The 18,750-nt window shown below is 66.7% G+C and carries 16 protein-coding genes; 5 read left to right on the top strand and 11 right to left on the bottom strand.

Translation table 11 applies throughout. The annotated features are described in order from the left end of the window. The first annotated feature begins 57 nt into the window (after positions 1–57). Positions 58–1,026 (top strand): nucleotidyltransferase family protein, encoded by a 969-nt coding sequence (locus V7S63_RS06440; protein WP_336529604.1) that lies wholly within the window; start codon positions 58–60, stop codon positions 1,024–1,026. Between the two features lie 19 nt (positions 1,027–1,045). On the opposite strand, the gene V7S63_RS06435 is transcribed toward V7S63_RS06440, so the two are convergent. Together V7S63_RS06435 and V7S63_RS06430 are read right to left on the bottom strand one after the other, a co-directional pair. After that, complete coding sequence (locus V7S63_RS06435) at positions 1,046–1,903, bottom strand: D-amino-acid transaminase (RefSeq protein WP_336529603.1); 858 nt, start codon at positions 1,901–1,903, stop codon at positions 1,046–1,048. Positions 1,904–2,006: 103 nt separating this feature from the next. Continuing rightward, positions 2,007–2,654 (bottom strand): CGNR zinc finger domain-containing protein, encoded by a 648-nt coding sequence (locus V7S63_RS06430; RefSeq protein ID WP_336529602.1) that lies wholly within the window; start codon positions 2,652–2,654, stop codon positions 2,007–2,009. A gap of 81 nt (positions 2,655–2,735) precedes the next feature. Between V7S63_RS06430 and V7S63_RS06425 the strand changes: the two genes are divergently transcribed. Continuing rightward, positions 2,736–3,851: a branched-chain amino acid ABC transporter substrate-binding protein gene (locus tag V7S63_RS06425; RefSeq protein WP_100959659.1), complete on the top strand. Its 1,116-nt coding sequence runs from the start codon at positions 2,736–2,738 to the stop codon at positions 3,849–3,851. 145 nt (positions 3,852–3,996) lie between these two features. On the opposite strand, the gene V7S63_RS06420 is transcribed toward V7S63_RS06425, so the two are convergent. From V7S63_RS06420 to V7S63_RS06400, 5 genes are all read right to left on the bottom strand, one after another. Beyond that, the gene (locus V7S63_RS06420) at positions 3,997–5,592 is read right to left on the bottom strand and encodes an ABC transporter ATP-binding protein (protein WP_336529601.1); all 1,596 of its coding nucleotides are present in this window, start codon (positions 5,590–5,592) and stop codon (positions 3,997–3,999) included. Between the two features lies 1 nt (position 5,593). Next, on the bottom strand, positions 5,594–6,715 hold the full coding sequence (locus V7S63_RS06415; RefSeq protein ID WP_336529600.1) for an ABC transporter permease subunit: 1,122 nt from the start codon (positions 6,713–6,715) through the stop codon (positions 5,594–5,596). A gap of 3 nt (positions 6,716–6,718) precedes the next feature. Next, entirely contained in the window at positions 6,719–7,639 is a 921-nt protein-coding gene (locus V7S63_RS06410) for an ABC transporter permease subunit (RefSeq protein ID WP_091831109.1), read from the bottom strand. A gap of 113 nt (positions 7,640–7,752) precedes the next feature. Beyond that, positions 7,753–9,384, bottom strand: coding sequence for a peptide ABC transporter substrate-binding protein (locus V7S63_RS06405; protein ID WP_336529599.1), 1,632 nt, complete (start codon positions 9,382–9,384; stop codon positions 7,753–7,755). A gap of 173 nt (positions 9,385–9,557) precedes the next feature. After that, on the bottom strand, positions 9,558–11,852 hold the full coding sequence (locus V7S63_RS06400; protein WP_336529598.1) for an NADP-dependent malic enzyme: 2,295 nt from the start codon (positions 11,850–11,852) through the stop codon (positions 9,558–9,560). A gap of 281 nt (positions 11,853–12,133) precedes the next feature. Between V7S63_RS06400 and V7S63_RS06395 the strand changes: the two genes are divergently transcribed. From V7S63_RS06395 to V7S63_RS06385, 3 genes are read left to right on the top strand one after another with little or no spacing between them, the layout of a single operon-like run. Next, positions 12,134–13,165, top strand: a complete 1,032-nt coding sequence (locus V7S63_RS06395) for an AAA family ATPase (RefSeq protein ID WP_336529597.1) — start codon at positions 12,134–12,136, stop codon at positions 13,163–13,165. Next, positions 13,162–14,421: a vWA domain-containing protein gene (locus V7S63_RS06390; RefSeq protein WP_336529596.1), complete on the top strand. Its 1,260-nt coding sequence runs from the start codon at positions 13,162–13,164 to the stop codon at positions 14,419–14,421. The genes V7S63_RS06395 and V7S63_RS06390 overlap by 4 nt, the downstream gene beginning before the upstream one ends. Continuing rightward, entirely contained in the window at positions 14,418–14,804 is a 387-nt protein-coding gene (locus tag V7S63_RS06385) for an LCCL domain-containing protein (protein WP_091831099.1), read from the top strand. The genes V7S63_RS06390 and V7S63_RS06385 overlap by 4 nt, the downstream gene beginning before the upstream one ends. Positions 14,805–14,813: 9 nt before the next feature. Here the strand turns inward: V7S63_RS06385 and V7S63_RS06380 are convergent, their stop codons facing one another. From V7S63_RS06380 to V7S63_RS06365, 4 genes are read right to left on the bottom strand one after another with little or no spacing between them, the layout of a single operon-like run. Continuing rightward, on the bottom strand, positions 14,814–15,830 hold the full coding sequence (locus tag V7S63_RS06380; RefSeq protein ID WP_336529595.1) for an ABC transporter ATP-binding protein: 1,017 nt from the start codon (positions 15,828–15,830) through the stop codon (positions 14,814–14,816). Further along, entirely contained in the window at positions 15,827–16,810 is a 984-nt protein-coding gene (locus V7S63_RS06375) for an ABC transporter ATP-binding protein (protein WP_336529594.1), read from the bottom strand. Before V7S63_RS06375 ends, V7S63_RS06380 begins: the two co-directional genes overlap by 4 nt. Before the next feature lie 2 nt (positions 16,811–16,812). Next, positions 16,813–17,733, bottom strand: coding sequence for an ABC transporter permease (locus V7S63_RS06370; RefSeq protein ID WP_336529593.1), 921 nt, complete (start codon positions 17,731–17,733; stop codon positions 16,813–16,815). After that, positions 17,730–18,707 (bottom strand): ABC transporter permease, encoded by a 978-nt coding sequence (locus V7S63_RS06365; protein ID WP_336529592.1) that lies wholly within the window; start codon positions 18,705–18,707, stop codon positions 17,730–17,732. The genes V7S63_RS06370 and V7S63_RS06365 overlap by 4 nt, the downstream gene beginning before the upstream one ends. Positions 18,708–18,750 lie beyond the last annotated feature (43 nt).

Genomic DNA, 18,750 nt, shown 5'->3' with positions numbered 1-18,750 from the left:
CGGATGACGCCTGTAGCCTATCACTCTCCGCTGGTCCATGCGGCCTATCACGATCTGATGCGCTCGCTGCTCGACGAGGCGGTGTCGGCAGTTCGTGGGACGCCGACGCGTGTGGAGCGGAACGGAAGGGTCTACTGGTACGACAGTTATCGCGTCGGCTCCGAGGTGAAGAAATCCTATATCGGTGAAGACAGTGAGGGGCTTCGGCTACGCCTCGCGCAGGTTCCAGCGCTTCGCGAGCAGATTGCTGCTGCGCAGGCCAATCGGACCCGGCTGATCAGGATTCTGCGCGCCGAGGGGTTTCTTGGTGTCGACGCCGGGACAGGCAGTCTGCTTGCGGCAATGGCGAAGACCGGTGTCTTCCGCCTGGGTGGCACGTTGGTCGGGACGGTTGCCTTTCGGCTCTATGAAGGCGAACTCGGCGTCCGTTTCGGCCTCGAACAGGCGGCGCAGACCAATGACATCGACATAGCCAGCTTCGAGCGCCTGTCGCTGGCACTCGATGACGCAGTCGAGGAGGCGCTTCCGCGCCTGCTGGCGGGGTTTTCGTTCGCACCTGCGCCGGTGCTCGACGAGCGTCGTGCCTGGCGCTGGAGGCAGAGCCGTAGCGAAACGCTGGTCGAGTTTCTCACGCCCGCTTTCACCGAGCGCGAGGAGCCGCGGCAACTGCCGGCTCTCGGCGTCCACGCACAGTCCCTGCACTACCTCAATTATCTGATCGCCGAGCCGATCAAGGCCGCCGTCACCTATCGTGGCGGCGTTCTGGTCCAGATTCCGCGCCCCGAGCGCTTCGCCATTCACAAGCTGATCGTCTCGGACCGCCGGCAGGGCGGCCCGGACAGCCTCAAGGCGGTGAAGGATCGGCGCCAGGCCGCCATGCTGATCGACATTCTCGCCCGCGATCGGCCTGACGAATTGCGGGAGGCTTACACCGATGCGTTGGCGCGCGGACCACGCTGGCGCGAGCGCCTCGCTTCTGCCATGGCGCGCATCGACGGTCTGGAGCAGCAACTGGCGACGCTGTGAGCGCCGCCATTACGACCTTTCAGCCCAGCACGCCGCCCTTGCGCGCGTGGTCGAGATAGATCTCGCGCAGGCGGATCGTCGCGGGCCCCGGCGCGCCGTTGTGGATGCTGTGGCCGTCGATCGTCGTCACCGGCATGACCAGGCTGGTCGCCGAGGTGATGAAGGCCTCCTCGGCGTCGAGCGCTTCCTCCAGCGTGAATTCGCGCTCCTCGAAGGTGAAGCCGCTCTCGGCCAGAAAGGCGAGCACGGCCGTGCGGGTGATGCCCGGCAGCACCTTGTGCGAGAGCGGGCGCGAGATCAGCGTCTTGCCCTTGACGATCCAGGCGGTCGACGAGGCGCCTTCGGTGACGACGCCATCCTCGATCATCCAGGCCTCCTGCGCGCCGTTTTCGGCCGCGAACTGCTTGGCCAGCACCGGCGCGAGCAAATTGACGCTCTTGATGTCGCGGCGAGCCCAGCGCAGGTCCGGCGTGCTGACGACCTTGATGCCGGTCTTCGCCAGCGGCGTATTGGCGAACTGGCGCGCCTGCGTGAACAGGACCAGGGACGCCTTGACGCCCTTGGGGAAGGGAAAGTCGCGATCGGCGGCGCCGCGCGAGACCTGCAGATAGATGCTGCCTTCGTCCAGGCTGTTGCGGGCGATGAGCTCCCGATGGATGGCAATGAGCTCGGCTCGCGAGCAGGGCAGGTCGAGCCCGATCTCGCCGGCCGAGCGTTCGAGCCGCGCCAGATGCGCCTCGCAATCGACCAGCTTGCCGCCGAGCACGGCCGAGACCTCGTAGATGCCGTCGCCGAAGATGAAGCCGCGGTCGAAGATCGAGATCGTCGCCTCTTCCTCGGGAAGATAGGCGCCATTGACGTAGACGGTGCGGCTCATGGGGATGGTCTCATGCGGGAAGGACGGACCTTCCTAGCCGAGCCCGGCGCGCGAGGCGAGATATCATGCCGGCTTGCCGACCGGCGCCTGATGCAGGGCGGCGCTAGCCAGCCGTCTTCGCCTCGAAATGGCGCTGGCGGAAGGCGCGGACCTTGGCGCGGTTGCCGCAGACCGACATCTCGCACCAGCGCCGCAGCCGGTTCTTGGTGGTGTCGAAGAACAGCCAGCCGCAATGGTCGCCCTCGCATTGCTTGATGCGGGCGAGGTTCTGCTGGGTCAGCACGGTCAGAGCCGACAGTGCGATCGGCCCGCGGATGGCCTCGCTCAGGGTCTGGCTGGCGTCCCAGCGCCAGACGAAGCCGTCGCCGAACGGAGACAGCCTGGCGCTGGCGAGGCAATGCGCGTGGATGGCTGCGAGTTGCATACGGTCTTCCTCCGCCGGCGGCTGGCGGCGGCTGATCGCGGCGCCGATCCGATAGATCGTGTCGCGCAGATCCAGTGCCTCGGCGAGCAGGCGCGCCGCCAGATCGGCGTCCGCCTCGACCGCGGCCAGTGACGCATCGCGGTCGCTGTCGCTGATCACCTTGGCATGCCGCGCCCAGAGCACGACGTCGCGCCCCTCGCGCAGATGCTCGAGCTGGCTGGGCCCGCCGCGATCCGAGGTGGTGTTGGTGAAGTCGAAGGCGAGCTCGCTTGCGACGAGCGGCAAGGAGCTGGCGCGGCTGGGGCCGCCGGTACGATCAGTCGTCATGTAACCAGCTATCTCAGATTTACAGGTTAATGCAAGCGACGTAGCGTCCGGCCACGGCTCGGACCGTGGAGGAGAACGGATATGAGGACCAATCTGATCGCGATGCTCGCCGCAGGCGCATTCGCGATGTCGCATGGCGCAGCGCTGGCGCAGATCAAGCTCGGCGTCGCCGGTCCGATGACCGGCGCCAGCGCCGCCTTCGGTGCGCAATTGAAGAACGGGGCCGAGCAGGCCGTGGCCGACATCAATGCGGCCGGCGGCATCCTTGGCCAGCAGATCGTGATTTCGAGCGGGGATGACGTCGGCGATCCCAAGCAGGGCGTCTCGGTGGCCAACAAGTTCGTCGGCGACGGCGTCAAATGGGTTGTCGGCCACTTCAACTCCGGCGTGACGATGCCGGCATCCGAGGTCTACGCCGAGAACGGCATGCTGATGATCAGCCCGTCGGCCACCAATCCGAAGATCACCGAGCGCGGCCTGTGGAACGTGTTCCGCACCTGCGGCCGCGACGACCAGCAGGGCGTCGTCGCCTCCGGCCATATCGCCAAGACCTTCAAGGGCAAGGTCATCGTCGTCGTCCATGACAAGACGACCTATGGTCAGGGACTCGCCGAAGAGACCCGCAAGGGTCTGCACGCCGCCGGCATCAAGGAAGTGCTCTACGAAGGCGTCAACACCGGCGAGAAGGACTTCTCGGCGCTGGTCTCGAAGATCAAATCGGCCAAGGCAGACCTGCTCTATTGGGGCGGACTACACACCGAGCTCGGCCTGATCGTCCGCCAGATGCGCGACCAGGGCCTGACGACGGTGGCTATGGGCGCCGACGGCATCACGTCCGACGAATACGCCGTGATCGGTGGCCCGGGCACCGAAGGCACGCTGATGACCTTCCCGCCCGATCCGCGCAAGCGGCCCGTGGCGGCCGAGGTCGTCAAGCGCTTCGAGGCCAAGGGCATCAACCCGGAGGCCTACACGCTCTACTCCTACGCCGCGGTCCAGATCATGAAGCAGGCGGCCGAGCAGGCGAAATCGCTCGATCCGAAGAAGGTTGCCGCCGCGATGCATTCGGGCATGACGTTCAAGACCGTGCTCGGCGACATGTCCTATGACAAGAAGGGCGACCGCACCAATCTCGACTACACCGTCTACACCTGGAAGAAGGGTGCGGACGGCAAGATCAGCTATGTCGAGAACTGATAGCCAGAGCATATTCGAGCGAAGCGGGTACCGGTTCGCGTGACGAAAATGCGATGAGGATACTCCTCTAGCCGGTGTCGGTGGCCTCCCCTGGCCGGACATCGATAGGGCGCCGCTTCGCTCCAGCGAGGCGGCGTTTTTCGTGTCAGTGCTTCAGCGCGGCGGCGATGAGGCGTCGGGTATAGTCCTGCTGCGGCGCCTCGAAGATCGCCTCCGTCGGCCCGCGCTCGACCACCCTGCCATCCTTCATGACCATGATCTCGTCGGCCATGGCACGGACGACCGCGAGGTCGTGGCTGATGAAGAGATAGGACAGATCGTGCGCCGCTTGGAGCTCCTTGAGCAGGGCGACGATGCTCTGCTGCACCGTGCGGTCGAGCGCCGAGGTCGGCTCGTCCAGCACCACCAGCGCCGGGTGCAGGATCATGGCGCGGGCGATGGCGATGCGCTGGCGCTGGCCGCCGGAGAATTCGTGCGGATAGCGATTGCGCAGGGCAGGGTCGAGACAGACCTCTGTGAGCGCCGCCGCGGCCCGCCGCTCGCGCTCGGCGCGCGACAGAGCGGGCTCGTGCGCCAGCAAACCTTCGGTGATGATCTCGCCGACGGTGAGGCGCGGCGACAGCGAGCCGAACGGGTCCTGGAAGACGACCTGCAGGCCGCGGCGCAGCGGCCGCATCGCGGCGCGGTCGAGCGAGGTCAGCGCCCGATCCTCGAAGCGGACCATCCCGGAGGAGGGCAGCAGCTTGAGCAAGGCGCGGCCGAGCGTCGACTTGCCCGAGCCGGATTCGCCGACGATACCGATCGTCTGGCCGCGCCGCAGCGTCAGGTCGACGCCGTCGACGGCATGCAGCGTCGCCTTCTCGCGCTTCAGGAAGCCGCGCGAGAGGTCGAAAGACACGCGCACGTCGCGGGCTTCGAGCAGGATCGGCGCATCCTGCGGCGGAGGTGCCTTGCGCCCATGCGGTTCGGCCGCGAGCAGCGCCTTGGTGTAGGGGTGCCGCGGCGTATCGAAAATCGCCTTTACCGGGCCGCTCTCGACGACTTCGCCGGCCTTCATCACATAGACGCGCTCGGCATAGTTCCGGACGAGGCCGAGATCGTGGCTGATCAGGATCACCGCCATGCGCAGCCGCTGCCGGAGCTCGGCGATCAGCGCGAGGATCTCGGCCTCGATGGTGACGTCGAGCGCCGTCGTCGGCTCGTCGGCGATCAGGATGTCGGGATCGTTGGCGAGCGCCATCGCGATCATCACGCGCTGGCGTTGCCCGCCCGAGAGTTCGTGCGGATAGGAATCGAGTCGGCGCTCCGGGTGCGGGATGCGCACCAGCTTCAGCAGTTCGAGGGCCCGCGCCCGCGCCGCCTTGCGCGACAGGCCCTGATGCTTGCGCAGAGGCGCCGTCATCTGCGCTCCGATCCGGAACAGCGGATCGAGCGAGGTCATCGGCTCCTGAAAGATCATCGCGAGCTTGCGGCCGCGATAGCTGTTCAGGACCGACGGCGGCAGCGTGAGAAGATCGACCTCGCGATAGCGGATCGCGCCGGAGACCTCGCCGTTGCTGGCGAGGAGGCCCATCGCCGCCATCACGCTCTGGCTCTTGCCGGAGCCGGATTCGCCGACGACCGCGACGAACTCGCCCGGGCCGACATCGAGGTCGATGCCGCGCACGGCCTCGCACGGGCCGTCATTGGTGCGGAAGCGGACCTTGAGGTCGCGGATGGACAGGATGGGTTCGTCGGCCATCTCAGCGATCCCGCGGGTCGAGCGCGTCGCGCAGGCCGTCGCCGAGGAAGTTGAGCGCAAACAGCGTCGTCACCAGGAAGGCGGCAGGGAAGATCAGCATCCACGGCGTCGCCTGGATGGCGCGCGCGCCATCCGAGATCAGCACGCCCCAACTCGTCATCGGCTCCTGCACGCCAAGGCCGAGGAAGGACAGGAAGCTCTCCAGCAGGATGACCTTCGGCACCAGCAGGGTGACATAGACGATGACCGGCCCGAGCGTATTGGGGATGACGTGGCGCCTGAGGATGCCGCCGGTCGAGACGCCGAGCGCCTCGGCCGCCAGCACATAGTCCTGCCGCCGGATCGAGAGCGCCTGGCCCCGGACGATGCGCGCCATGTCGAGCCATTCGATCGCGCCCACGGCTAGGAACATCAGGATGAAGTTCCGGCCGAAGAAGACGACGAGGAGGATGACGAAGAAGATGAACGGCAGCGAATAGAGCACGTCGACGATGCGCATCATCACCATGTCGATGCGCCCGCCGAGATAGCCTGCGGTCGCGCCATAGGCGACGCCGATGATCAATGCGACGCCGGTGGCGAGCAGGCCGATCGCGAGCGAGACCCGGCCGGCGATCAGCGTGCGGGTCAGCAGGTCGCGGCCATTGGAGTCGGTACCGAACAGGAAGTATTGCCGCTCGATCGGGACTTCGAGGCTGAGCCGGCGGCCTTCCTGCTCATTGGCGGTGATGACCGGCGTGCCGAACTGGTCGGAGCGGTCGAAATAGACCAGCAGGCGCTGGTCGATCGGCCGCTGCGCGGTCAGTACCAGCCTGACGCGATCACCCTGCGCGACGATCTCGCTCGGCGTCGCCCTGATCCGCGTGGCGATGCGCTGGACAGCGCCGGGCAAGGCCTCCGCCTTGGGATAGGCAGAGAGGCTGCCGGGGACACGGACATAGTCCTGGTAGACCCGGTCGTAAGGGTGGCCGGTCAGCAGCGGTCCGACGAGGCAGGCCAGCATCATCAGCGCCAGTGCGACGAGGCTCGCCACCGCAGCGCGATTGCGCAACAGGCGGATGCGGGCGTCCTGCCAGAGCGAGCGGCCGGCGGGCGGCGGGGCACAGGTGGTCGTGTCGCTCATCGCTCACTCCAGCCTGACGCGCGGGTCGAGCAGCGCATAGAGCACGTCGACCACGAGGTTGAAGAGCAGCACGAAGATCGCGACCACGACGACCGTGCCCATCACCAGCGTGTAGTCGCGATTGAGCGCACCCTCGACGAAATAGCGCCCGATCCCGGGGATGCCGAAGATCGTCTCGACCACGACCGAGCCGGTGAGCAGGCTCGCCGCGGCCGGCCCGAGATAGGAGACGACCGGCAGCGCCGCGCCGCGCGCCGCATGCAGCGCGATGGTCGTGGTCGAGAGGCCCTGGGCCCGAAGCGTACGGATATGGTTGGCGCGCAAAGTCTCGATCATCGCCGCGCGCGTCATCCGGGCGATGACGGCGATCTGGGGGAGGGCGAGCGTCACGATCGGCAGCACGGTGTTGCGGAAGGCGCCGCCGTTCCAGCCGCCGACCGGCAGCCAGGCGAGGCTCAGCCCGAAGACGATCTGCAGGATGGGCGCGACGACGAAATTGGGGATGGTGATGCCGGCGGTGGCGAAGCCGATCACCGCATGGTCGGCCGCGCCATTCTGGCGAAAGGCCGCGAGCGCGCCCAGCGGGCCGCCGATCGCCAGCGCGAGCAGCAGCGCACAGGCTCCGAGCCGCATCGAGACCGGCAGCCCCTGCGCGAACAGTTCGGCGATCGAGAAGTCGCGGAAATAGAAGGACGGGCCGAAATCGCCGCGCAGCAGGGCGGCCAAATAGGTCAGGTATTGCTGGAACAGCGGCTGGTCGAGCTTGTAGATGCGCCGCAGGTTCTCCATCACCTTGGCTTCGAGCGGCTGCTCGAGATCGAACGGCCCGCCCGGCGCGACGCGCATCAGGAAGAACGACAGCGTCACGATCACGAACAGGGTCGGGATCGCGGCGGCAAGGCGGCGCAGGATGTAGGTGAGCACAGGGCTGGTCCCTACGTCATGCTCGGGCTCGACCCGAACATCTCATTATCGCTGGCGGTCACCCGCTTCGGCCTGAGATGGCCGGGGCAAGCCCGGCCATGACGCGTTTGGAATCACGGCTTCAGGCTCATGAACCGCGTCGGCAGCGCGCCGCGCAGATTCTGCTGGAAGCCCTGCACCTTCGGCGAGACCAGGTTCTTCGAGGAATAGTAGAGCACCGGAATCCACGGCACGTCGGCCGCGAGGATCGCGTCCGCCTCGCGCAGGATCGCGGCGCGCTTGGCGATGTCGACCTCTTCGGCGCCCTGTTTCATCAGCGCGTCGAATGTCGGGTTGTTGTACTTCCCGGAATTGAAGCCGGTATTGTCGCTCTGGAACAGGAACAGGAAGTTCTGCGGATCGGAATAATCGCCGATCCAGCCATAGCGGGCGATGTCGAAGTCGCCGCCGTCGCGAAGCAGGGCGAAGTGGGTCTTGCCGTCGGTGTTGATGAAGCTGGTCTCGACGCCGATCGCCTTCCACTGCTCGGCGATGGCGATGACGGTGCGGCGGTTGTTGTCGGTGGTATTGTAGCGCAGCTGGACCTTGAGCGGCACGCCGGGCCCGAAGCCGGCAGCGGCAAGCAGCTTCTTCGCCTCGTCCTCTCGGTCGAGCGGGGAGGCGCCCTTGAAGTCGGCTTCGGCGCGCTCGCCGTAATTGCCGATGTTCGGCGGGATCACGCCATAGGCCGGCAGCATGGTGCCGCCCCAGATCTCCTCGGCGATGAATTCGCGATCGATCACCAGCGACAGCGCGCGCCGCACCCGGATGTCGTCGAACGGCTTCTTGGCGGTGTTGATGATCAGGAAATAGGTGCCGAGATAGGGCGAAATCCGGACCTGCTCCTTGCCGAGCTTCTCGCGAAGCTGCTGGACCTGATCGGCCGGAATGTCGGATGTCATCTGCAATTCGCCGGCCTGGAAGCGGCGGGCGGCGGCGGAGAAGTCGGGCGTCGGATAGTAGATCACCGTGTCGATCTTCACGTTCGCCGCGTCGTGGAAGGCCTTGTTCTTCTCCAGCCGGATATGCGAGTTCGGCACGAATTCCTTCAGCGTGTAGGCGCCGTTCGAGACCCAGTTCTCCGGCTTGACGAAGTCCTTGCCGAATTTCTGGACGGACGGCACATGGACCGGCAGGCCGGTCTGGTGCGTCAGCAATTCCAGGAAATAGGGGGTGGGCCGCTCCAGCGAAATCTCGAGCGTGCGCTCGTCGACCGCCTTGACGCCGAGATCCTCGAGCTTGGCGCCTTCGCTTGCCTTGTTGATCTTCTCGGCGTTGAGGATCGGGTAGAGGATATTGGCGTATTTCGCGCCGGTCTCCGGATTGACCATGCGCCGGAACGAGAAGACGAAATCATTCGCCGTGACCGGGTCGCCATTCGACCATTTGGCGTTGGCGCGCAGCTTGAAGCTGTAGCTCTTGCCGTCCGGCGCCATCGTCCAGCTCTCGGCGACGCCAGGAACGACCTCGCCGTTGATGTGGTGGATCACCAGGCCTTCGGAGAGATCGCGCAGGAGATGGGCTTCGCTGACCGTCGAGGTCTTGTGCGAATCGAGCGTCTCGGGATCGCCGTCATTGCCGCGATGGAACACGACCTGCGCCATGGCGGCGCCGGCAAAGCCTGCGAGCGCAAGAAAAAGGCCGCTCGCCAGCGCGAGCGGCCGGATGGCGCGCCTGAAACCGGACTGACGGTGGATCTCACACATGAGCGCTCTCCGAACGATTCGGACGGGCCCCTTTCCCGCTCCTGAATCGAAGTATGAGCCTATCGCGCGCCGCCCGCCAAGAGCGAAAAGCCGGTATCAACCGTTCGGCTTAAGTCTCTGAGCCGCTTTCGAAAGCTGGCTCAGAAACAGCTTCAACGGGAACTGGCGCAAGGTTAGCCTGCGGCGGCCCGTCCTTGCGCCTCGGCGACGGCGACGGCGGTCATGTTGACGACGCCGCGTGCCGTGACCGAGCCGGTGAGGATGTGCACCGGCTTGGCGGCGCCGATCAGGATGGGGCCGACAGGCAGCGCATCGGCCAGCACCTTGGCGAACTGGTAGGCGATGTTGGCTGCATCGAGATTGGGGAAGATCAGGACGTTGGCGACGCCCTTCAGCTTCGAGGACGGCAGCACCCGGTCGCGGATCGCGGCGAGAAGCGCGGTGTCGGCCTCCATCTCGCCGTCGCATTCCAGCTCCGGCGCCCGCTCCTGGATCAGCTTCACCGCCTTGCGCATCTTGATCGAGGACGGCGTGTCGGCCGCGCCGAAGTCGGAATGCGAGAGCAGGGCGATCTTCGGGGTGATGCCGAAGCGCTCGACATGGCCAGCCGCGAGGATCGTCATGTCGGCGATCTCTTCCGCAGTGGGGTCGTGCTTCACATGGGTGTCGGCGAGGAAGAACGCGCCCTTGCTGGTGATGATCAGCGTCATCGCCGCGATGTCGCAGACGCCTGGCTCGAGCCCGATGATGTCGCGGATATGGCGCAGCCGCGACAGGAAGCGCCCCTCCAGCCCGGTGATCATCGCATCGGCCTCGCCCCGCGCCACAGCGAGCGCCGCGATCACGGTGTTGTTGGTACGCACCAGCGCGCGGGCCGCCTCTGGTGTGATGCCGCGCCGGCCGGCGATGTCGAGATAGGTCTGGACGTAGTCGCGATAGCGCGGGTCGTCCTCGGGGTTGACCAGCTCGCAATCGATGCCCGGCCGGATCGTCAGGCCGAAGCGCTTGACGCGGGTCTCGATCACCGAGGGGCGGCCGATCAGGATCGGGATCGCCATGCCTTCCTCGATCGCGATCTGGGCGGCGCGCAGCACGCGCTCGTCCTCGCCCTCGGCATAGATCACGCGCTTGGGGTCGGCCTTCGCCTTGGCAAAGAGCGGCTTCATCAGGAAGCCGGAGCGGAAGACGAAGCGGGAGAGATCTTCGCGATAGGCTTCCAGGTCGATCAGCGGCTTCTTGGCGACGCCGGTCGCCATCGCCGCCTCGGCCACCGCCGGCGCGATGCGCAGGATCAGGCGCGGATCGAACGGGTTGGGGATCAGCGAGTTCGCGCCGAAGGTCGAGGCCTCACCGCCATAAGCGCGTGCCGCCACGTCCGAGGTCGCCTCGCGGGCGAGTGCAGCGATGGCACGCACCGCCGCGAGCTTCATCGGCTCGTTGATCGTCGTCGCCTGCACGTCGAGTGCGCCGCGGAAGATGTAGGGGAAGCACAGGACGTTGTTGACCTGGTTCGGATAATCCGAGCGGCCGGTACAGATCATCGCGTCCGGCCGGACGGCCAGCGCCTCCTCCGGCATGATCTCCGGATAGGGGTTGGCGAGCGCCAGGATCAGCGGCTTTTGCGCCATCTCCTTGGCCATCTCCGGCTTCAGCACGCCGGCGGCGGACAGACCGAGGAAGATGTCGGCACCGGGGATGACTTCGGCGAGCGTACGCGCCTGCGTCTCCTGCGCGTAGACCTCCTTCCAGCGGTCCATCAGGGTATTGCGGCCCTTGTAGACCACGCCGTCGAGGTCGGTGACCCAGATGTTCTGGGTGCGGGCGCCGAGCGAGACGAGCAGGTTGAGGCAGGCCAGCGCGGCCGCGCCGGCGCCGGACACGACGATCTTGACGTCGCCGATCTTCTTGCCGGCTAGGTCGAGCCCGTTCAGGACGGCGGCGCTGACGATGATCGCGGTGCCATGCTGGTCGTCATGGAAGACCGGAATGTTCATCCGGGCCTTGAGCTGCTCCTCGATCTCGAAGCATTCGGGGCCCTTGATGTCCTCGAGATTGATACCGCCGAAGGTCGGCTCAAGCGCGGCGACGACCTCGACGAATTTCTCGATGTTCTTCTGCTCGACCTCGATGTCGAAGCAGTCGATCCCGGCGAATTTCTTGAAGAGGACGGCCTTGCCCTCCATCACGGGCTTCGAGGCGAGCGGCCCGATGTCGCCGAGGCCGAGCACGGCAGTGCCGTTGGTGATGACGGCGACGAGGTTCTGGCGCGAGGTGAGTTCGGCAGCCTCAGCCGGATCCTCGACGATCGCCTCGCAGGCGGCGGCGACGCCGGGCGAATAGGCCAGCGCCAGGTCGCGCTGGTTGCCCAGCGGCTTGGTCGCCTGGATCTCCAGCTTACCCGGCTTGGGAAGGCGGTGGTAGACGAGCGCGCCCGAACGAAGGTCCGCCGACAAGGTGCTCTTAGCCATCCCACGCTTCCTCTGCGCTACCGTTGCGAGTTGAGGAGGTCGCGCGGAAACGGGTGGGCGTCAAGCCGGAGCGGGTGGCGAAAGACTTGTGCCGTCGGGAAAACAGGGCCGCGCCTCGCCGGCAAGTGCGGCAGGAGCGCCAGAATCGTGGAACCTAGTGGGCCGTGAAACAAAACTAAACATTACGAAGAAATAATGATTTCAACGGCCTCGGCTGTTGCAGACTACCTCTCGCCGGACCCGTGGATCTGATCCTTACGGGGCGCTTTTGGGAGGGGTTGATGGAAGCGACGCGTTCCGCCTTCGAGGAAGTCGTCTCGCTGCGACAGGCCAAGCAGCTGATCCAGTGCATGGCGCATGAGCAGAGCTTCCTGCTGCTCTCGCCGCCCGGACTCGGCAAGTCGGAGCTGGTCTATGAAGCCGCGCGTGAGGCGGGACTGCCCTGTCGCTCGCTGCTCGGCACCCAGATCGCTCCCGAGGACGTCAGCGGCATTCCGCGCATCGTCGGCGAGCGCTCGGTCTTCTGCCCGCCGCGCGTATTGCTGCCGGAGAAGCCGGAGCCGTTCTGCCTGTTCCTTGACGAGTTGCCGGCCTGCTCGCCCGATGTCCAGAAGGCATTCTATTCGCTGCTGCTGGAGCGGCGGCTCGGTGAGCATGCCCTGCCGAAGGGCACATGGGTCGTCGCCGCCGGCAACCGGCTGCAGGACCGCGCATTGGTGCGGGCGATGAGCTCGGCACTGGTCAACCGTGTCACCATCCTGCAATTGCGCGTCGATACCGCAGATTGGCTCGCCTGGGCCCAGCGTGCCGGCGTGCGGAGCGAGATTCGCAGCTTCATCGGGACGATCCCCGATGCACTGATGCGGCCGGTGCCGGCCGAGCCTGTGCCGTTCTCGACACCGCGCGCCTGGACATTGCTGTCACGAGCGCTCGACATGGCCGAGAAGGCCGGCTTCCTCAGCAATGACTTGCGGCGCGCGCTCGCCTTCGGCCGGCTCTCGCCGGAAGACGCCGTGGTATTCTGCGCGCTCGCCGAGGATTCGATCGGTGCAGTGCGCCCGCTCGAGGATTATCTGCGCAAGCCCGAGCTGCTGCCCAAGGGGGATTCCGCCCGCTGGTTCATCCTCGATTGCATCCGCCAGTTCGTCAGGGACGGGCGCGCGGAAGGCATGAAGTCGGTGGTGATCAACCGCTTCCTGCGCAGCCTGTCGCAGGAGCATCAGCTGCTCGTGCTCAACGACATGGTGGAGGTCTGGGGGGCGCTCGGCGCGGACCGGGCCATGTACGACCTCCTGCGGAAGGTTGCGGCATGAGCACGGCGCCCGATCTTTCGGTTGCCAACCGCGCCACCCATGCGCGGATCATGCGGGGCCTGCGGCTGGTGACGGTGCCGTTCCCCCATCTGGCCGGGCTTGCCGCCGCCGTGCGCGTCGAGATCGACGAGCGCGTGCCGACCATGGGGGTCTTCGCCTCCGGCCGGCTGCTGGCGAACCCGTCCTTCACCGCCAGGCTCTCCGGCGACGATCTCGTCTTCGTGCTCGCCCACGAACTCCTGCACCTGGCGCTGCGGACCCATGACAGGGCCCGCGGCAGCGCCACGCTCGAGTTCAATTATGCCCACGACTACATCATCAACGACATGCTGCGGCATGCGCTCGGCACCACCAAGATCCCGGCTGGCGGGCTCGATATGCAGGGCGCACGTGAGCGCTCGGCCGAGGACATCGTGCTGGAGATGCGCCGCACCGGCAGCTACATGTCCTCGCGGACTCAAGTCTGGGAGGGGCAGGCCGTCACCGTCGAGCAAGTGCTCGGCGCGGCGCGTCAGGCGCCTCCCGGGGCGATGGGCGATGCGCTCGACGCCCGGCGCGAGCGCGAGCTTTTCCCCGAGGACAGCGCCGACCAGGCCGAGCGGGCGCGGGCGGTCCGCGATCTTGCGGCCCGCGGCATGGTGCTGGCAAAGGCGATGGGGGCCCTGCGCGGCAGGGGCGACAGCCCGGGCGGCCAGCAGCAAAGCGTGCTGGCGCAGCGCGGTTTCTTCCACACGCCCTGGCATATCGCGCTGCAGGCCTGGCTCGAAGGCGCGGCGCCCGGCGAGCGCACCTTCAATCGTGCGTCCCGCCGCGGCAACGACTACGGCGACGTCGTGATGCCCGGCCGTAAACGCCATTCCTGGATGCTGAACGTCATCCTCGACACTAGCGCCTCGATGAGCGACGACATTCCGAAGGCACTGGGCGCCATCGCCGATTTCTGCGATGCGGCCGGGGTCGACGAGATCCGCGTCGTTCAGTGCGACACCGTCGTCACCTCCGACGAAGTGCTCTCGCCGGCGGCGCTCGCCGACTACCAGATCAGTGGCTATGGCGGCAGCGACCTGACGCCGGCGCTCGACGCCTTGGCGGACGATCCACGCGTGACCTCGGCTATCGTCATCACCGACGGCGACATCACCTACCCCAACGAGGCTGTCCCTTACGCGGTGCTGTGGGCCTTGCCGAAAGCTTCATCCTCGTTTCAGCCCGCCTATGGGCGGGTCGTCGTCATGCAAGCGGGAGGCGCATCGTGAAGGTGGTTCAGGATCTCGTCGCCTATTTCGACAAGCGCGGAAAGCTGTCGCGCCGGCAGCTCAAGACGCTGCTGGAGCAGAACTCCATCGCCTCGGATGCGCCGACCAACATGCACGGGCTCTGCGAGAAGGTCGGCGCCGTCTACTATTTCCGCGTCACGGGCGTTCTGGAAGGCCAGCTCTGGGGCACCGATGTCTACAGCGGCGATTCGACGATCGGCGCGGCCGCCGTCCATATGGGCCTGCTGAAGCCGGGCAAGACAGGCGTCTTCAGGGTGACGGTGGTGACGCCGCCGGAGGAGTTCCCCGGCACGCAGCGCAACGGCGTCACCAGCACCCAATACGGGCGCTATCAGTATGCCTGGCAGCTCTCACCACTCTAAAGGGAGCCCTCAGGCCGCCAGCGCGCCGACGCCGCCATCGTGCAGATGGCAGGCGGCGACATGGCCCGTCGCGATCTCCTTCAGTGCCGGGCGCTCGGCCCTGCAGCGCGGCCCCGCCTGCGGGCAGCGCGGGTGGAAATGGCAGCCGGAGGGCGGATGCAGCGGCGAGGGGATCTCGCCCTTCAGCGGAGCGAAGCGCTTCTTGCGGGCGCTGATCGTCGGGACGTTGGCGAGGAGCGCCTGCGCGTAAGGGTGCTGCGGGCCCTTGAACAATTCGCTTGCCGGCGCCGCCTCGACGACGCGGCCGAGATACATGATTACGACGCGGTCGGAGAGGTGGCGGACCACCGAGAGATCATGGCTAATGAAAAGATAAGTCAGGTTAAGTTCGTCGCGCAGCTTCATGAAAAGATTCAGGACCTGGGCCTGAATCGATACATCCAGTGCGGCGACGCTCTCGTCGCAGACGAGGAACTGCGGCTTGACCGCAAGCGCCCTGGCAATGCCGATGCGGGCGCGCTGTCCGCCTGAGAACTGGTGCGGGTAGCGGCGGCGATAGGTCGAGTCGAGGCCGACCCGGTCGAGCATCTCGGCGACATAGGCGTCCTGCTGCGCCTTCGGCACCAGCCTGTGCACGACGGGCGCCTCGCCGACGATGTCGGTGACGCGCAGGCGCGGGTTGAGCGAGGACATCGGGTCCTGGAAGATCATCTGGATCGCGAGCGTCGCCGCCTTGCGCTCCTCCGACGACATCTTGTCGGTATAGCGGCCGCGCCAGGAGACGCGGCCGGAGCTGGCATGATGAACGCCGGCGACGACGCGCCCGAGGGTCGACTTGCCGCAACCGGACTCGCCGACGAGCCCGACGACCTCGCCCTGGCGGATCGAGAGGTCGACGCTGTCGACGGCGTGGACGGTCTGCTCGCTGTAGTTGGCGCCGAGCAGGTTGGCGAATTTCGAGGCGGCGTCGAGTGGCTTGGTGAAGCGCTTCGAGACGCCTTCGAGGGTGAGGATCGGCGTGCTCATGCCGCGACTCCGGCGAGGTTCAGCGGATGGTGGCAGCGCACCCCGCGCTCGCCCGCGAACGGGGTGACGTCGGGCGCGCTGGCGTGGCAGTCGGCCTGCGCGTAATCACAGCGGGCTGCGAAGGCACAGCCTTGCGGCAGGCGCGCCAGCGACGGCGTCGAGCCTCTGATCTGGCGCAAGGGCGCGCCGGGCTCGCCCTCGGCCGGCAGCGAACCGAGCAGACCGTTGGTATAGGGGTGGAGGGGTGTGTCGAGCACCGGATCGACAGCGCCGGTCTCGACGATGCGGCCAGCATACATCACCGCGATCCGGTCGGCGAGGCCGGCGACGACGCCGAGATCATGGGTGATCCAGACCAAAGCCGTGCCGGTATCGGCGCAGAGCGACTGCATCTCCGCCAGGATCTGGCTCTGGATGGTGACGTCGAGCGCGGTGGTCGGCTCGTCGCAGATGATCAGGGGCGGGCGGTGCAGCAGGGCGATCGCGATCGCGACACGCTGGCGCATGCCGCCGGAGAATTGGTGGGGATAGGCGTTGAGCCGCTCCTCGGGTGAGGGGATGCCGACCTTGGCGAGCGCGTCGCGGGCGCGCTCGCGCGCCGCCTTGTGCGAAACCTTGTCATGGGCGGTGACGGCCTCGATCATCTGCGTATCGACGCGCAGGACCGGGTTCAGCGTCATCATCGGGTCCTGGAAGATCATCGCGACCTCGCGGCCGCGGACCTTGCGGAAGCCCTCCTCGTCGAGCCCGACCAGCTCCTTGCCGTTGAGCCTGATCGAGCCCTCGACGATCTTGCCGGGGGGGTCGATCAGGCCCATCACCGAAAAGCCGGTGACCGATTTGCCCGAGCCGGATTCGCCGACGAGGCCGAGCACCTCGCCGCGGTCGACATGGAAGGAGACGCCGTCGACCGATTTCACCGTGCCGGCGCGGGTGAAGAAATGGGTCTTGAGGTTGGTGACTTCGAGAACTGGCGCCATGCTCACTTCTCCAGTCGCGGGTTGAGCACGTCGCGCAGGCGGTCGCCGACCAGGTTGATCGAGACGATCGTCATCAGCAGCGCAAAGCCGGGGAAGACCGAGATCCAGTAGCTGCCCGAGAGCATGTACTGGAAGCCGTTGGCGATCAGCACGCCGAGCGAGGGCTCGGTCTGCGGCAGGCCGACGCCGAGGAAGGACAGCGTCGCCTCCAGCGAGATCGCATGGGCCGTTTGCACGGTGACGATGACGATCACGGGCGCCAGGCAGTTGGGCAGGATGTGGCGGAAGACGGTGCGGGCATGCGACAAGCCCAGCGACTGCGCCGCCTCGACATACTCCTTGCGCCGCTCGACCAGGGCCGAGCCGCGCACGGTGCGGGCGTAGTAGGCCCACTGCACCATCACCAGCGCGATGATGATCTTGTCGACGCCCTTGCCGAGGCCCGCGACCAGGATCAGTGCGACCAGCACCGAGGGCAGGGAAAGCTGAAGGTCGACCAGGCGCATGATCGCGTTCTCGGTGCGCCCGCCGGCATAGGCGGCGATCAGGCCGATCGCCGCGCCGAGGCTCGCCGCCAGGATGCCGGAGAAGGCGCCGACCATCAGCGAAATGCGCAGGCCGTAGAGGATGCCCGAGAGCAGGTCGCGACCGACGCCGTCCGAGCCGAGCCACATGGTGAAGCCCTCGCCCGAGACCGAGCCTGGCGGCTGGCGCGAATCCATCACGTCGACGCTGGCGAGGTCATAGGGGTTCTGCGGCGCGATCAGCGGGGCGGCGAGGGCGAGCAGCACGATCAGGATGAAGAGGGCGAGCCCGAACAGCGCAAGCCGGTCCTCGATGAAGGAGCGGACGAAGCGCCGGAACGGCGTCTCCTCCTTGGCCTCGACGGGCGGTGCGGCAGTGGGCAAAGCGGCGTCGCTCATGATGTCGCCTCCGTCAGGCGTACGCGTGGGTCGAGCGCCGAATAGACCAGGTCGACCAGGAGGTTGATGGTGACGAACAGCACGACGACGACCATGACATAGGCGACGATCACCGGCCGATCGAGCCGGGTGATCGCCTCCAGCAGCAGGCGGCCCATGCCCGGCCAGGCGAAGATCGTCTCGGTCACCACCGAGAAGGCGACGAGCGAGCCGAACTCCAGACCGAGCACGGTGACGATCGGGATCATGATGTTCTTGAGGATGTGGACGCCGATGATCCGGCTCTGCGACAGGCCCTTGGCCCGGGCGAACTTGACGTAGTCCATCAACGCCGCCTCGCGTGCGCCGGCCCGCGCCAGGCGGATGACCAGCGAGATCTTGAGCAGCGCCAGGTTGAACGCCGGCAGGGCGACATGCTTCCAGCCCTGGAGCGACAGCAGCGAGGTCTCGAAGCCGAGGATCGAGACCGTCGGCCCGCGCCCGGTCGCCGGAAGCCAGCCGAGGCCGACCGCGAAGGTCAGGATCAGCATCAGGCCGACCCAGAAGGTCGGCAGCGAGAAGCCGAGGATCGAGACCGCCATGATGAAGCGCGACAGCCGGCTCTCCGGCTTCAGGCCGGCATAGAGGCCGAGCGGCAGGCCGATCACGACCGCCATCGCCAGCGCGACGAAGGCGAGCTCCAGCGTCGCCGGCATGCGGCTGAGGATCAGCTTGATCGCGGATTCGCCATGGACGAAGGAGCGGCCGAGATCGCCCTGGGCGGCGTTCTTCAGGAAGACCAGGAACTGTTCCCAGATCGGCCGGTCGAGCCCGAGCGCGCGCGCCGTCTCGGCGATCTGCTGCTGGTCCATCTCGGGCGAGATCAGCATGTAGATGGGATCGCCGACGACATTCACGCCGAAGAAGACGATCACGAGCATCGCCGCGATGACGAAGAGAGCTTGCGCCAGGCGGCGCAGGACGAATGCCAGCATGGTCCGGTGCCTTCCGGAGCGGAGTGCGGAACATCACCCCATT

It is taken from the genome of Allobosea sp. CCNWLY174, assembly GCF_037120455.1.
GTDB lineage: Bacteria > Pseudomonadota > Alphaproteobacteria > Rhizobiales > Beijerinckiaceae > Allobosea > Allobosea lupini.
This window is presented reverse-complemented; position numbering and strand designations above follow the sequence as displayed.